Genomic DNA, 13,627 nt, shown 5'->3' on the forward strand with positions numbered 1-13,627 from the left:
ATCCTTCGACCGGGGGGGGGGAGTAAGGCGGGATTACAGTTCGCCGTCTTCGGCGGCAGGCGGCGTGACCGGGGTCATCATGTGCCCCAGCTTGAGCGCCTTGGTGTTCAGGTAGTGCTGGTTGAAGGCGTTGCGGTTGACCAGCAGCGGCACCCGTTCGGCCACTTCGACGCCGAGCGTGCCCATGGCTGCGATCTTGCGCGGATTGTTGGTCATCAGTTTCAGGCTCTTCACGCCGAACTGTTTGAGCATCGGCTCCACCAGGGCGTAGTTGCGCTGGTCCGGCTTGAAGCCCAGTTGTTCGTTCGCTTGCACGGTGTCGGCGCCTTGCTCTTGCAGGCGGTAGGCGCGCATCTTGTTGATCAGGCCAATGCCGCGGCCTTCCTGGCGCAGGTAGAGCAGCACGCCGCGGCCTTCTTCGGCGATGCGTTTCAGCGCGCCTTCAAGCTGGGCGCCGCAGTCGCAGCGCTGGGAGAACAGGACGTCGCCGGTCAGGCATTCGGAGTGGACGCGCGCCAGCACTGGCTCGCCATTGCCGATATCGCCCAGCACCATGGCCAGGTGCTCCTTGCCGGTGGCGTGTTCGACGAAGGCATGCAGCGTGAACTGGGCCCACGGCGTCGGCAGGGCGCACGAAGTGACGTAGTCCAGGTCTTCTTTTACCGGTTGTTCTGCTACGGGCTGCATGATGCTCTTTCAATCTTTGTATTGTGGAACCCTGCAATCATAACAAAAAGCCGGTAAATCGGGGCCAGCCCCTTGGGATAGCCCCGACTAACCGGATTTAAGGCAGGTCAAACAGCAAGACTTCAACATTATCCGCGCCGGACAGCGTCACCGACTCCTCGCCTGTAATCTTGACAGCATCACCACCTTTCAACTCGCAGCCGTTGACGGTAATGGTGCCGCGGATCACGTGGACATAAGCCTGCCGCCCAGCGCCCAGCGTATGCACCGCAGCGCCGCCGCTATTCAGGATGGATGCATAGATAAAGGCATCCTGGTGCACCAGCACCGACCCGTCGCGCCCATCCGGCGAAGCAATCAGGCGCAGCGCACCGGTTTTGCTCTCCGGCGTGAAGTGCTTTTCCTCGTAACCAGGCTCGATGCCGCCTTGCGAAGGCTGGATCCAGATCTGCAGAAAATGCACGCCTTCCTTGTTCGAATGGTTGTATTCCGAGTGCCGCACGCCGGTACCCGCGGTCATGCGCTGCACGTCGCCGTAATGCAGGACCGAGCCATTGCCCATGCTGTCCTTGTGTTCCAGGGCGCCGCTCAGCACATAGGAGATGATTTCCATGTCGCGGTGGCCGTGGGTGCCAAAGCCCTGGCCAGGCGACACTTTGTCTTCGTTGATCACCAGCAGCGGACCGAAACCCACGTGTTTCGGGTCGTGGTAGTGGCCGAAGGAAAAGCTATGGCGGGAATCCAGCCAGCCAAAGTTGGCAACACCGCGGTCTTCAGATTTACGTACTTGCAACATATTTATCTCCTTGTGCGATAATTTCGATCAGATGTTTCGCAGTATATTCCTCGCTAATGGTGTTAAAAAGCGAATAATTTACCGTCTCATGATCGAAAAAATCGAATGCTCAGATTAAGCCTTGAAGCCCTGCAAATCGTGGACGCTATCGACCGTGGCGGTTCCTTTGCCGCTGCCGCGCGGGAGTTGTACCGCGTGCCGTCCACCATTTCCTATACGGTCGGCAAGCTGGAGGAGGAGCTTGGCGTGCAGGTGTTCGAGCGTTTCGGCCCGCGGGTCGCACTGACGCCGGCCGGCCACGAACTGCTGAAGGAGGGCCGCTACCTGCTGAAGGCGGCGGGCGACCTGGAGCAGCGCGTGCGGCGCGTGGCCTCCGGCTGGGAAACGGAATTGTCGGTAGGCCTGGACTCGATGTTCGGCGCGACCGTGCTGGCGCCGTACGTGCGCGCATTCTATGAAGCGACGCAGCAAACCCGCCTGCGCCTGGTGCAGGAAACGCTGGGCGGCAGCTGGGAAGCCTTGCTGGACCGGCGCGTCGATATCGCGGTTGGTGCGCCGGGGGATGGTCCTGCCGGCGGAGGGTATGTATCGCAGCCGATCGGCCAGTTGAAATGGGTATTCGCAGTCGCGCCGCAGCATCCGATGGCGCAGGCGCAGGGGCGCCTTTCGCGCAACGACTTGCAGCTCCATCGCGCCATTGCCACGGCCGATTCGGCGCGCCTGCTGGCGCCGCGCACCGTCGGCCTGGTGCTGGGACAGGACACGCTGACCGTGCCGACCATGCAGGCCAAGTTCGATTACCAGCTGGCGGGCCTGGGCTTCGGTTTCCTGCCCGAACGCTGCGCGCGCGAAGCGATTGCCGCCGGCCTGCTGGTGGAAAAGGAAGTGGAGGAGCCGAAACCGGACGAAACCTTTTACCTGGCCTGGCGCAGCGGCGAGTCCGGTGCGGCCTTGCGCTGGTGGCAGCAGCGCATGGCCGAACCGGGCTTGTTCGAGCGCCTGTGCGCCCACCTGCCGCGTACGCGCGAAACGGTGCTGGCTCCATAATATCTGCCATTCGTGGATCTTTGCTGGGGCCAGGTCACGGCGCAAACTATTCCTGACACCATCGAAAAGGGATAGCCATGCTGGACTTCTACTACGTCGCGACACCGCAAGGGCAGCAACTGCTGATGTTCCTGGAGGAAACCGGGCTGCCGTTCCGCCGCATTCCCAAGGCAAACTCGCTGGCGATGGTTGACCATTGGCCGATGGATGCGGGCGAGCCGTTGGCGCTGCAGGAATCGGGCGCCATGCTGCTCTACCTGGCGGAGAAGGCGGGCTTTGGCCTGCCGGCTGGCATGCGCGCGCGGACAGAAGCGCGGCAGTGGCTATTCTGGCAGAAGTCTTTCGAATGCCATGGCAGAGAAACCGCTGAGCTGTTCAGCACCCTCGACAAGCAGCTCGCGGAGCAGGCCTACCTGTGCGGCGAGCAATATTCGGTAGCCGACATCGCCTGCTTCCCGTGGGTGAGCGCACGCGGTGCGCAACTGGCCGCCTATCCCAGCCTGGCGCGTTGGTTCCACGCCATCAGCCAGCGGCCCGCCACCCAGCGCGCCTACGGCCGCGAAATGTCCACTTTTGCCGGGGCGCCGGACCGTCCCGACCCCGAGGTGGACATTCCTGCACTGGCGGGGGTGTTGCCATGAGGCGCGCGGATGCGGGGAGCATGCTGTCGGTGGCGGCGCTCTGGGGGGCGTCTTACCTGTTCATCCGCGTCGGGGCGCCTGAGTTTGGGGCGGCGGCGATGGGTGGGGTGCGCGCGGTGGCTGCGGCGGCGCTATTGCTGCCGTTGCTGTTGTGGCGCGGCCAGCTTGGGGCGCTGCGCAAGCATTGGTGCGGTATCGGCTTTGTTGGCGTGACGAATGCGGCGCTGCCTTTCCTGCTGTTCAATTTCGCGGCGCTGACGATTCCGGCCGGCCTGTCCTCGATCCTGAGCGCGACCACGCCCTTGTTTGCGGCACTGATCGGCGCGGTCTGGCTCGGTGAACGGCTGACCTTGAGCCGCATGGCCGGGCTGTCGCTGGGCTTTGGCGGCGTGGTGCTGCTGGTGGCAGGCAAGCTGCATTTCCTGCCGCAGCATGACATGCTGCGGACGGCCCTGGCGTCATTGGCTTGCCTGGCGGCGACATTGCTGTACGGAATCTCTGGTAATTTTAGCAAGCGCTACCTGGCTGAAGCGCCGCCGCTGGCGGTGGCGACCGGCAGCCAGATGGTGGCCGCGCTGCTGCTGGTTGGCCCGGCCATGGCGCTGTGGCCGCACGAACCGCCGTCGGCCCGGGCCTGGGGCGCGGTGCTGGCCCTGGCTGCGCTGTGTACCACCTTTGCCTATGTGCTGTTCTTTGGATTGATTGCGCGGCTCGGTGCCGGCAAGGCGATGAGTGCGCTGTTCCTGATCCCGGCCTTCGGCGTGCTGTGGGGCTGCCTGTTCCTGGGCGAGACTTTCTCGCTGCAGACGGGATTGAGCTGCCTGGTGATCCTCGCGGGCTGTGCGCTGACCACCGGGCTTGTTGAGCCGTCGCGCTGGACGGCTCCCTTCACGACGCGGCGCGCTTAGCGCTTGTCGTCGTTTTTGTGGCTCTGGCGGCCGGCTTCGGCGTGCTGCTCAGGCGTGCCGCCACGGGTGCCGCCACCGCTACCGCCACTGCCGCCACTGCCGCCACCGCTTTGGCGGCTGCCGCCACCGGAATCGGAGCCGGATTGGCGATTGCCGTCATTCTTGTGGCTCATGCTGCCGGCTTTGCGGGCTTCTTCCGAAGTAAATTCGTGCGCATTGCCGGAAGCGTGGGCCGCCTTGCCGCCTTCGCTGGCGATCTCGCGCTGGCGTTCCGGATCCATCGAAGCGAAGCCACGGTTGCTGGTATCGCCGCTTTGGCGATTGCCGCCCTGGTTGCCCGACTGTTTGGAGCCGCCGCGATTATCTTGATTACTGGATGCCATGATCATCTCCCATTTCGGTTCAAGGAGTCGTCATGGTAGGCGCGGCATGGGTTCCAATTAATCAGAACACGCTACCAGACTTTGTAGGACAATGGCTCATTGAAAAGTAATGTTTTGAGGCAGCCTATGTACCAATTGGAGCGCTTTGTCGTTGCGCAGGACAGTCTCTACCAGCAGGTGCTCGACGAACTGTCGGCGGGACGCAAGCGCAGCCACTGGATGTGGTTCATCTTCCCGCAACTGGCCGGCCTCGGTTTCAGTGCGATGGCGCAGCATTATGCGATCAGTGGATTGGATGAGGCGCGGGCTTACCTGGCGCATCCGCTGCTCGGCGCCAGGCTGCGCGAGTGCGGCGCGCTGGTGCTGGCTGTCCAGGGAGCCACAGTCCATGGTATCTTCGGGTCGCCGGACAATATGAAGTTCCACTCATCGATGACGCTGTTCGCGCAAGCTGCGCCGGATGAAGCGCTGTTCCGCGATTGCCTCGACAAATATTTTGGCGGCGTGCCCGACCAGGCCACGCTGGACTTACTGCATAAGGAAAAACAATGACCCGTACCATCCTCGACGACGCCCACCTGCACCCGGCTATCCGCGAACGCGTGGCGAAGAACCATGCCGATATCGTGGCCGAAGTGCAGGCGGCCATTGCGGCCAACCGCGTGGTCGTCGTCGGCATGCGCCAGAATCCGTTCCCGAAAAAGACCTGCCGCCTGCTGGATGCGCAAGGCACGAAATACGCCTACCTCGAATACGGCAGCTATTTCAGCCAATGGCGCCGCCGCACCGCGCTGAAGATGTGGAGCGGCTGGCCAACTTTCCCGATGATCTTCATCGACGGCGTCCTGCTTGGCGGTTACAACGACCTGGAGCGCCTGGTCGAAAAAGGGGAGTTCACCTCGCTGGTCGCGCCGCGCCTGCAGGGGTGATGGACGCGCTGCCATTGCGCCTGAATCCGGGCGACGACTTGCGCGGCGCCGTGGAGCAGGCCCTGCGCGATACGGGGACGGCGGCGGGCTACCTGGTGCAAGGCATCGGCAGCCTGTCGGTGGCGCAGATCCGCTATGCCGGACTGGCGCAGCCCACCGAGTTTCTGGGTGACCTCGAGATCCTTAGCCTGGCCGGCTCGGTGGCGCCGGACGGCGCGCACCTGCACATGATGTTGTCCGATGCGCGCGGCCGGGTGTTTGGCGGGCATGTGGGCCGCGGCTGCATCGTGCGCACCACGGCCGAATTGCTGCTGGTGCTGCTGCCAGCGCACCAGTTCTCGCGCGAACACGATCCGCTTACCGGCTTTGCGGAGCTGGCAATTCGAGGCGCGCCAGGCTAGGCTTGCGTTCCTTCTGCAATCGGGCCGCGGCCTGTTCGGCGCCGGCCAAGGCGCGCACCAGGTTGCCGCCGGCCAGCTTGGCCAGGTCCTTGTCGCTCCAGCCGCGGCGTATCAGTTCCGCGAACAGGGCAGGGTAGGTCGATACGTCCTCCAGGCCTTCCGGATTGACCGAGCCGTAGTAGTCGCCGGCGATGCCGACATGGTCCTTGCCGGCTACGCGCGCCACATGTTCGATGTGGTCGGCCACCATGGCAAGCGTGGCGTTTGGCGCCGGGCCAGCCTTGGCGGTGTAATCTTCCTTGATCGCCTTGAACTCCGGACTGTCCTGTGCGGCGCCGGCGGCGGCCGCAGCCTCGCCCAATCCCTTGCGCCAGGCGGCCACTTGCGGCGAGATGAACGCCGGTACGAACGTCACCATCACCACGCCGCCGTTGGCGGGCAGGCGCTTCAAGACCTCGTCCGGCACATTGCGCGGATGGTCGTTCAGGGCGCGGGCGCTGGAGTGCGAGAAAATCACCGGCGCTTCACTGGTGTCGAGTGCCTGCTGCATCACTTCCGCACTGACATGGCTCAGGTCCACCAGCATGCCGAGGCGGTTCATTTCGCGCACGACCTCCTTGCCGAACGGCGTCAGGCCGCCGTGTTTGCGCTCACCCATGGCGGCGTCGGCCCAGTCCAGCGTGCTGTTATGGGTCAGGGTCATGTAGCGGGCGCCGAGGTCGTAGTAGGCGCGCAGGGCGCCCAGGCTGTTCTCGATCACGTGGCCGCCCTCCATGCCGATGAAACTGGCGACCTTGCCTTCGCGCTTGGCCCTGGCGATGTCGCTGCTGCGGGTGGCCAGCACCAGGCTTTCCGGGTATCTGGCGATCAGGCGGCGGGCCAGGTCGATCTGTTCGAGCTGGGTGACGGCCCAGCCGCCCTTCAATTCGCCCGGCACGTAGACACTCCAGAACTGGGCCGCCAGCTTGCCTTGCTTCAGGCGCGCCAGGTCGGTTTCGTGCGGGGTGCGCTGGCGCAGGTCGTAGTGCTCAACGTCCATCGGGTGGGAGGCGTCTTCGCGGATGGTCCAGGGCAGGTCGTTATGGCCGTCGACCAGCGGGACTTTGTCGAGCAGGGCGCGGGCGTGTTGCAGGGCAGCGTCCTGGGCGGAGACCGCTGCGTTGCAGAGGAAGCTGCTGATTATTGCTATGTAGAGGCGTTTCAATTTGTCTCCGTGGTGGATTGATGTTATTGATTAAAAGACATCAAGTCATGCATTAACGCAAAAACGACGGTATACTCCAGGAACCTAATCCAGAATGAATTCTCCATGCGCCGCCAGTCCCAAGCGCGCAAAGCCCCGGCCAAGGGCTTTACGCTCGTCGAATTAATTGTCGTATTGGTCATACTCGGGATTCTAGCTGCGGTGGCACTTCCGCGTTTCCTCAACTTCGGGAAGTCGGCCCGTACCGCGTCGATCGAGGCGCTGGCCGGCTCCGCCAAGACGTCCATCGGCCTGGTGCGCTCGCTGACGGCGCTGCGCGGCGAGGGCACGGCCAGCAGTATCGCCAACATTACTTTCGTCGACATCGATAGCGGGACCTCGATGCGGGTCTGGAGCGGCTACCCGGACCGCTGGTGCGATGGCATCGGCGTGGCGCTGCAAGGCTCGAAAATCCCAAGCGGCGGCTGCTATCTTTCCCCCAGCGCGGTGCCGGCCGGCGAATACACCTTCTATGGCTATGGCAACAGCCAGATTCCGGGCGGGGATGCCGGCTGGCGGATCGAGAGCGCGCCAACGCCTATGCAGTGCTCAGTGCAATACACCTATAACGGTAGCGCGGCGCCGGTTATCAAGGCCAATACCAGCGGCTGCTGAAGCCAGTTCAGTTCCTGCGTGCGCGCAGCGGGTCGAGCAGGGTGCGCAGGTTGTTGTGGTCGATCTCGTACATCAATGCCAGCAGCGCGCCAAGTTCCCCTTTCGGGAAACCTTCGCGCGCCATCCAACCCAGGTAATGACCTGGCAAGTCGGCCAGCTTGCGGCCCTTGTACTTCCCATAGGGCATATCGCGCGCCACCAGCATTGCCAGGTATTCCGGGTTCATTTTTTTACAGTGCCTTCACAGGTATGCAGATCTCGCAGGTAAAGCTGCCATCGGTCTGTGTCGCGAGGTTTTCGTAGCGCTCGAAGCATGGGCGCTCGTCGCATTGCAGGCCGCTTGATGGCAGCCATTCCTTCATCATGCGGCTCCACACCGGGCCGATGTCGCGCGGCGAACCGGTGTAGCGGGTCACAGCGTAGCGCCCGCCGGGCAGGTTGGCAACGCTGAATTGTCCGCCGGGCTCGAAGCCTGCCGGGATTTCGACGCAGGCATCGTAGCGGCATTTGTCAGCCGGGGTGACGCTTGGGTCGTCGTGGCCGATGCCGTAGCAGGTGGCTTCGGCCAGGCCGTGGCCAAGCATCCATGGCATGACGGCCTGGGCCCAGAACTGGCCCACAGCCGGGCCGTATGGGCCGATGTGGCGGCGGTAGGCGATACGCGCTGGCGGCAGGTCGATAACGTTGACGTCCATTTTTCTTGCTCCATTGAGGTTGTTGGAGCCCTCATCTTGGCCGCTTGCGCCGTTGCCGGCCTGACCGTGCTTGCTGTTCGCCTGATCAGGATTGCTATGTTGCGCGTCCATCTCGGCCAGGAAGGCCGCGATGCGCGCCGGGGTATTTGCGCGCCATTCGGTCGGCGTGCTGCCGAAGCGCGTCTTGAAAGCTCGGGCAAACGCTTCGCCCGAGCCAAAGCCTGTCGACAGCGCGACTTCCAGCACCGTGCCGCCGGCTGCCAGCTTGTGCGCGGCCACTTCCAGCCGGCGCCGGCGCACGTAGTCGCCCAGCGTTTCGCCCATCCAGGCCGCGAACAGGCGGTGGAAGTGGTAGCGCGAGAAGTTGGCGATGTCGGCCAGGCCGGGCAGGTCGAGCTGCGCATCGAGGTTGCGGTCTATGTGGTCGAGCACCCGGTTCATGCGGCGCTCGTATTCGCTGCGCGGATCGTTCATGCCAGGGGATAGATGCGATCGAGGCTGCCCGGGCCGAAGTACTTTTCGTACTCCTTGGCGGCGTAGGAATCCATCATGCCGGAGATGTAGTCCACTACCAGCCGTTCGCGCGAGTCCTTCTGGCTGCGGATGGCTGGCGGCAGCAAAATGCCGCCCTTGTTGTAGTTCTTGTCGGTCAGGACTTCGAACAGGCCGCGAATGATCTTCTCGCCGCGTTTTTCGTAGAGCTGCACGTCCTTCTTGCGCAGGATGGCGCGCCACAGCAGGCTTTTCAGGCCGCGCGCCAGCAGGCCCTTGGTGCGGTAGCCCAGTTCAGGGCCATGCTGGCCCTCGACCACGGCGATGTCGCGGCATAGTTCATGCACGATCTGCGACGTCAGCTCCTTGCGCAGCACGATGGAATACTCCTCCGAGCTTTCCTGCATATCGCATTTCAGCGCTTCCTCGTGGGCGTGGTTGGCGATGCTGGCGAACTGCTCGTGGGCGCCCGAGAAGTCCCTGCTGATCTTGAATTCGTGGACGATCTCGCCCCAGGTGATGATGCCGAAGCTCAGTGCATCCTCGACATCGTGCGCGGCGTAGGCGATTTCGTCGGCCAGGTCCATGATCTGGGCATCGATGCTCTTGCTCAGCGATACGCCGCGCGCATTCAATTGCGCGATCAGGAACTCGTAGTCATCGTCGTACAGGAATTTCTTCGGATTGTCGGCACGGCGCTGGAAGTATTTGGTGATGCCGAGCAGGGAGCGCACAGTCAGGTTCAAGCCGGCGTAAGCGTGGTGCTTCTTCTCCAGCGTGCGCAGGGTGCGGAAGGCCTGCGCATTGCCCTCGAAGCCGCCGAAGCCGGATACCAGCTCATCCAGGATCTTTTCGCCGTAATGGCCGAAGGGGGGATTGCCGATATCGTGGGCCAGCGAACAGGTCTCGGAGACAACGCAGCGCTCCAGCCCCAGATCGGCGGCGATGGAGCGGGCGATCTGGGCCACCTCCAGGCTGTGGGTCAGGCGATTGCGGTTGAAGCGGTTGGCGTCCACGCCGAGCAGCTGCATCTTGCCCTGCAGGCGGCGGAATGACGATGAATACAGCACGCGCGCATAATCGCGCATGCATTCCTCGCGGCCCTCGCCGCGGCCGTCGGCCTGGGCGTGGACCCGGTATTCGAGCGGCAGTACCAGCGCCTCCTGGGCGCGGGCGAATTCGATGGTCTGTTGGTCGTACATTGTTTTCCTCAGGTTTGCAGGCGATTCTAAGGCGCTTCGGCATTCCAGTGTATATTGCAGCCCAAATTGTTTCATGGCTGGATAATAAAATGTCACCTGTTTCACTGTTCCTCGTGGTGCTGGCCTATTTCGGCCTGCTGCTCGGCGTGGCCTGGGCCACTTCGCGCAACGCCAACAACGACAGCTTCTTCATCGGGAACAAGAGTTCGAACTGGATGCTGGTGGCCTTCGGCATGGTCGGCACCACGCTGAGCGGCGTGACGTTTATCAGCGTACCGGGGGCCGTGGGGCGCGACGGCTTCGGCTATATGCAGATCATGATCGGCTATGTGCTGGGCTACATCGCCGTGGCGTATGTGCTGCTGCCGCTGTACTACCGCCTGAAGCTGACCTCCATCTACCACTACCTCGACGTGCGCTTGGGCCGGCGCTCCTACCAGAGCGGGGCCGCCTTCTTTATTTTGTCGCGCACCCTGGGCGCCACGGCGCGCCTGTACCTGGTGGTGAACATCCTGCAGGCCGTGATCCTGGACAGCCTTGGCGTGCCGTTCTGGCTGACCAGCCTGGTTATCCTGGCGATGATCCTGCTGTATACATATGAGGGCGGGGTGAAGACCATCGTCTGGACCGACACGCTGCAAACCACGGGCATGCTGTTTGGCCTGGCGGCCTGCACGGTGTTCCTGCTCGGCGAGATGAACCTGGGCCTGCTGGAAAGCCTGGAGCGCATGCGTTCGGCCGGCCTGGCGCGCGTTTTCACGATGGATATCAATAGCCCGGGCCATTTCTGGAAGCAGATCGTGGCCGGCTTCTTCATCGTCATCACCATGACCGGCATGGACCAGGAAATGATGCAGAAGAATATCTCGGTCAAGACCCTGGGCGACTCGCAGAAGAACATGCTGGCGCTGAACGCCATCCTGGCCGGGGTGCTGACGCTGTTCCTGTTCCTCGGCGGCCTGCTGTACTTGTACGCGCCGCAGGCGGGCGTGGCGGCGACCGGCGACAAGATATTCGCGGCCGTGGTGATGGGCCATCTGCCGGCGCTGTTGCAACTGGTGTTCATCATTGCCCTGATCAGCGCCTTGTTCCCGAGCGCGGATGGTGCGATCACGGCGCTGACCTCGTCCGTCTGCATCGACATCCTGGGCCTGAAACGGCGCGGCGACCTGGGCGAGGACGCCCAGCTGCGCATCCGCCACCGCGTGCACCTGGCGTTCTGCGCCTTGTTCCTGCTGTTGGTGATGGTGTTCAAGTGGATCGACAGCGCCAGCATGATCGGCATGATCCTGAAGCTGGCCGGTTATACCTACGGTCCGCTGCTTGGACTGTTCGCTTTCGGCCTGCTCGGCAAACGCGCGGTGAACGACAGGCTGGTGCCGTGGGTCGTGCTGGCCGGGCCGCTGCTGTGCGCCCTGGTCGATTTCAACCAGCAAAGCCTGTTCGGCAGCTACCGCATCGGGCTGGAATTGTTGGTCATCAATGGCCTGCTGGTCATGGCTGGGCTCTACCTGATTTCTTCACCATCTAAAGCGAATGTCGCTTATAGTGTGAAGTAGTTACATTTTATGCATTAGGAGTAAAGATGTCTCGCTCTGTTTTCTCGTATGTCCGCGGCGGATTTTCCTGGTTATGGGGCGCCGTGGATAAAAGCCGCCGCGCCACCATGAACTTTTTGTTCCTGCTGGTCGTGGTGCTGCTGATTGCCGCCATCTTCGGCGGCGGCGTCAAGCCTTTGGGCGACAAGACCATGCTGGTCCTGAACCTGGAAGGCGCCCTGGTGGAACAATCGTCCGGCAGCAGCCGCGACGCGCTGATGGCCGGCCTGTCCGGCGGCGAAGTGCACAAGTCGGTGCAGTTGCGCGATGTGTTGAACGTCCTCGATGCCGCCGCCAAAGACCCGCAAATCGGCGGCGCCGTGCTGGTGCTGGACGAAATGCAGGGCGGCGGCCAGGCCATGCTGCGCGAAATCGGCGCGGCTGTGGACCGCTTCAAGGCCAGCGGCAAGAAAGTCGTGGCCTGGGGTTCCAGCTACAACCAGCGCCAGTACCAGGTCGCCATCCATGCCGACGAAGTCTACCTGCACCCGATGGGCGCGGTGTTCCTCGATGGTTTCGGCAAGTACCGCAATTATTACCGCGATGCGCTGGACAAGGTGGGCGTGACCGTCAACCTGATGAGGGTCGGCACCTACAAGAGTTTTGCCGAGCCGTTCATCGCCAACGGCCCGTCGCCGGCGGCGGCCGAGGCGGATGCCTTCCTGTACAACGACCTGTGGGCGCGCTACACCGACCAGGTTGAAAAGTCGCGCAAGATGCCGCAAGGCTCGCTGATGAAGTCGATCGACAGCCTGCCGGCGCTGGTGGCGGAGGCCAAGGGCAACCTGGCGCAAGTGGCACTGAATGCCAAGCTGGTTGATGGCCTGAAGACCAAGGACGAACTGCGCGTGATGATGACCAAGCGCGGCGTGGACGATCCGGCGGCCAAGTCCTTCCGCCAGGTCAGCTATCACGATTACCTGGCGCGCGTATTCCCTAAACTGACCGGCGACGCAATCGGCGTGGTGATGGCAGTCGGTGAAATCAGCGACGGCGATGCGCCGGCCGGCCAGATCGGCGGCGCGTCGACGGCACGCCTGGTGCGACTGGCGCGCGAGGACAGCGCGATCAAGGCCGTTGTGCTGCGCGTCGATTCGCCTGGCGGCAGCGCCTTCGGTTCGGAGCTGATCCGCCGCGAACTGGAACTGACCCGGGCGGCCGGCAAGCCGGTGATCGTCTCGATGGGCAATGTGGCTGCTTCGGGCGGCTACTGGATTTCGATGGCGTCGGACGAGGTGATTGCCGATCCGGCCACCATCACCGGTTCGATCGGCGTGTTCGCGCTGTTCCCGACCGTGGACAAGGTGATCGACAAGCTGGGCATCCACACGGCTGGCCAGACCACCACCTGGCTGGGCGACGCGGGCAATCCGCTGCGCCCGATGGACCCGCGTTTCGGCCAGTTGATCCAGGGCGTGATTGGCCACACCTACGAGGAATTCACCGCCAAGGCAGCCAAGGCGCGCAACACCACGGCCGACAAGATTGATGCCGTGGGCCAGGGCCGGGTATGGACCGGCGCCCAGGCGAAGGAGCGCGGCCTGGTCGATACGCTGGGCGGCTACCGGGATGCGTTGAAAGCGGCTGCGCTGCGCGCCAAGCTGACCGGCGAGCCGCGCATCGTGTACATCGAGCGTGAGGTGTCGCGCTTTGACAAGGTGCTGGAGTTCTTCGGCGCCTCGACCGCCAAGGCCGCCGCAGCCAAGGCGTTTGGCGACCAGGCGCGCACGTCGCTGCTGCCTGCCGGCGTGCCGGCTGGCGTGGCAACCGAAGTGGTGCAGGACCTGAACTGGCTGAACGAGATGACTGCCCAGCGCAAGCCGTTCATGGCACTGACCCATTGCCTCTGCAGTTCGCCCGATTAGTTTGTAGCAGCTTTGTAAGCAGTTATTACAGGAACCGAGCCGCCAGCCAGTCTGGCGGCTTTTCTTTTGGGGCGTCCGGGCGCCCGAATTGTTTCCCATGTTTCTTGCCTAACGCATTTGGGCAA

At 63.2% G+C, this 13,627-nt stretch carries 16 protein-coding genes; 9 read left to right on the plus strand and 7 right to left on the minus strand.

The window, feature by feature from the left end; all coding sequences use genetic code 11:
• Window positions 1–33: 33 nt before the first annotated feature.
• A complete protein-coding gene (ribA, locus tag ASE26_RS28460) occupies window positions 34–687 on the minus strand; it encodes a GTP cyclohydrolase II (protein ID WP_055935722.1) in 654 nt (217 codons plus the stop codon).
• A gap of 97 nt (window positions 688–784) precedes the next feature.
• Entirely contained in the window at window positions 785–1,483 is a 699-nt protein-coding gene (locus ASE26_RS28465; protein WP_055935725.1) for a pirin family protein, read from the minus strand.
• A gap of 105 nt (window positions 1,484–1,588) precedes the next feature.
• On the opposite strand from ASE26_RS28465, the gene ASE26_RS28470 reads away from it, so the two are divergent.
• The 3 genes from ASE26_RS28470 (at window position 1,589) to ASE26_RS28480 (ending at window position 4,079) form a co-directional block, all read left to right on the plus strand.
• Window positions 1,589–2,530 (plus strand): LysR substrate-binding domain-containing protein, encoded by a 942-nt coding sequence (locus ASE26_RS28470; protein WP_055935728.1) that lies wholly within the window; start codon window positions 1,589–1,591, stop codon window positions 2,528–2,530.
• A 77-nt stretch (window positions 2,531–2,607) separates the two neighbouring features.
• Window positions 2,608–3,171 carry a glutathione binding-like protein gene (locus ASE26_RS28475; protein WP_055935731.1) on the plus strand — a complete coding sequence of 188 codons (564 nt, stop codon included), beginning with the start codon at window positions 2,608–2,610 and terminating at the stop codon, window positions 3,169–3,171.
• A complete protein-coding gene (locus ASE26_RS28480; RefSeq protein WP_055935738.1) occupies window positions 3,168–4,079 on the plus strand; it encodes a DMT family transporter in 912 nt (303 codons plus the stop codon). The genes ASE26_RS28475 and ASE26_RS28480 overlap by 4 nt, the downstream gene beginning before the upstream one ends.
• On the opposite strand, the gene ASE26_RS28485 is transcribed toward ASE26_RS28480, so the two are convergent.
• Window positions 4,076–4,462: a KGG domain-containing protein gene (locus ASE26_RS28485; protein WP_055936406.1), complete on the minus strand. Its 387-nt coding sequence runs from the start codon at window positions 4,460–4,462 to the stop codon at window positions 4,076–4,078. The genes ASE26_RS28480 and ASE26_RS28485 overlap by 4 nt on opposite strands.
• A gap of 126 nt (window positions 4,463–4,588) precedes the next feature.
• Here ASE26_RS28485 and ASE26_RS28490 point away from each other — a divergent pair, with 126 nt between their 5' ends.
• From ASE26_RS28490 to ASE26_RS28500, 3 genes are read left to right on the plus strand one after another with little or no spacing between them, the layout of a single operon-like run.
• Window positions 4,589–5,014 (plus strand): DUF1810 domain-containing protein, encoded by a 426-nt coding sequence (locus tag ASE26_RS28490; protein WP_055935741.1) that lies wholly within the window; start codon window positions 4,589–4,591, stop codon window positions 5,012–5,014.
• The gene (locus tag ASE26_RS28495; protein ID WP_055935745.1) at window positions 5,011–5,391 is read left to right on the plus strand and encodes a glutaredoxin domain-containing protein; all 381 of its coding nucleotides are present in this window, start codon (window positions 5,011–5,013) and stop codon (window positions 5,389–5,391) included. The genes ASE26_RS28490 and ASE26_RS28495 overlap by 4 nt, the downstream gene beginning before the upstream one ends.
• Entirely contained in the window at window positions 5,391–5,792 is a 402-nt protein-coding gene (locus ASE26_RS28500) for a PPC domain-containing DNA-binding protein (protein WP_055935747.1), read from the plus strand. Before ASE26_RS28495 ends, ASE26_RS28500 begins: the two co-directional genes overlap by 1 nt.
• Here the strand turns inward: ASE26_RS28500 and ASE26_RS28505 are convergent.
• The gene (locus tag ASE26_RS28505) at window positions 5,749–6,996 is read right to left on the minus strand and encodes a dipeptidase (RefSeq protein ID WP_200953845.1); all 1,248 of its coding nucleotides are present in this window, start codon (window positions 6,994–6,996) and stop codon (window positions 5,749–5,751) included. The two genes, ASE26_RS28500 and ASE26_RS28505, sit on opposite strands and share 44 nt — an antisense overlap.
• Before the next feature lie 105 nt (window positions 6,997–7,101).
• On the opposite strand from ASE26_RS28505, the gene ASE26_RS28510 reads away from it, so the two are divergent.
• The gene (locus tag ASE26_RS28510; protein ID WP_055935749.1) at window positions 7,102–7,650 is read left to right on the plus strand and encodes a type II secretion system protein; all 549 of its coding nucleotides are present in this window, start codon (window positions 7,102–7,104) and stop codon (window positions 7,648–7,650) included.
• 7 nt (window positions 7,651–7,657) lie between these two features.
• Here ASE26_RS28510 and ASE26_RS28515 read toward each other — a convergent pair whose 3' ends face one another.
• The 3 genes from ASE26_RS28515 to dgt are packed head-to-tail and all read right to left on the minus strand — an operon-like array spanning window position 7,658 to window position 10,039.
• Window positions 7,658–7,876 carry a DUF3820 family protein gene (locus tag ASE26_RS28515; protein WP_055935752.1) on the minus strand — a complete coding sequence of 73 codons (219 nt, stop codon included), beginning with the start codon at window positions 7,874–7,876 and terminating at the stop codon, window positions 7,658–7,660.
• Window positions 7,877–7,880: 4 nt separating this feature from the next.
• Window positions 7,881–8,819 (minus strand): GyrI-like domain-containing protein, encoded by a 939-nt coding sequence (locus ASE26_RS28520; RefSeq protein WP_057247359.1) that lies wholly within the window; start codon window positions 8,817–8,819, stop codon window positions 7,881–7,883.
• Window positions 8,816–10,039, minus strand: coding sequence for a dGTP triphosphohydrolase (dgt, locus tag ASE26_RS28525; RefSeq protein WP_055935758.1), 1,224 nt, complete (start codon window positions 10,037–10,039; stop codon window positions 8,816–8,818). The genes ASE26_RS28520 and dgt overlap by 4 nt, the downstream gene beginning before the upstream one ends.
• Window positions 10,040–10,128: 89 nt before the next feature.
• On the opposite strand from dgt, the gene ASE26_RS28530 reads away from it, so the two are divergent.
• Complete coding sequence (locus tag ASE26_RS28530; protein ID WP_055935761.1) at window positions 10,129–11,598, plus strand: sodium:solute symporter; 1,470 nt, start codon at window positions 10,129–10,131, stop codon at window positions 11,596–11,598.
• A gap of 26 nt (window positions 11,599–11,624) precedes the next feature.
• Window positions 11,625–13,502, plus strand: coding sequence for a signal peptide peptidase SppA (gene sppA / locus ASE26_RS28535; protein ID WP_055935764.1), 1,878 nt, complete (start codon window positions 11,625–11,627; stop codon window positions 13,500–13,502).
• Window positions 13,503–13,627: the final 125 nt, after the last annotated feature.

The organism is Duganella sp. Root198D2, assembly GCF_001428585.1.
Classification (GTDB): domain Bacteria; phylum Pseudomonadota; class Gammaproteobacteria; order Burkholderiales; family Burkholderiaceae_D; genus Rugamonas.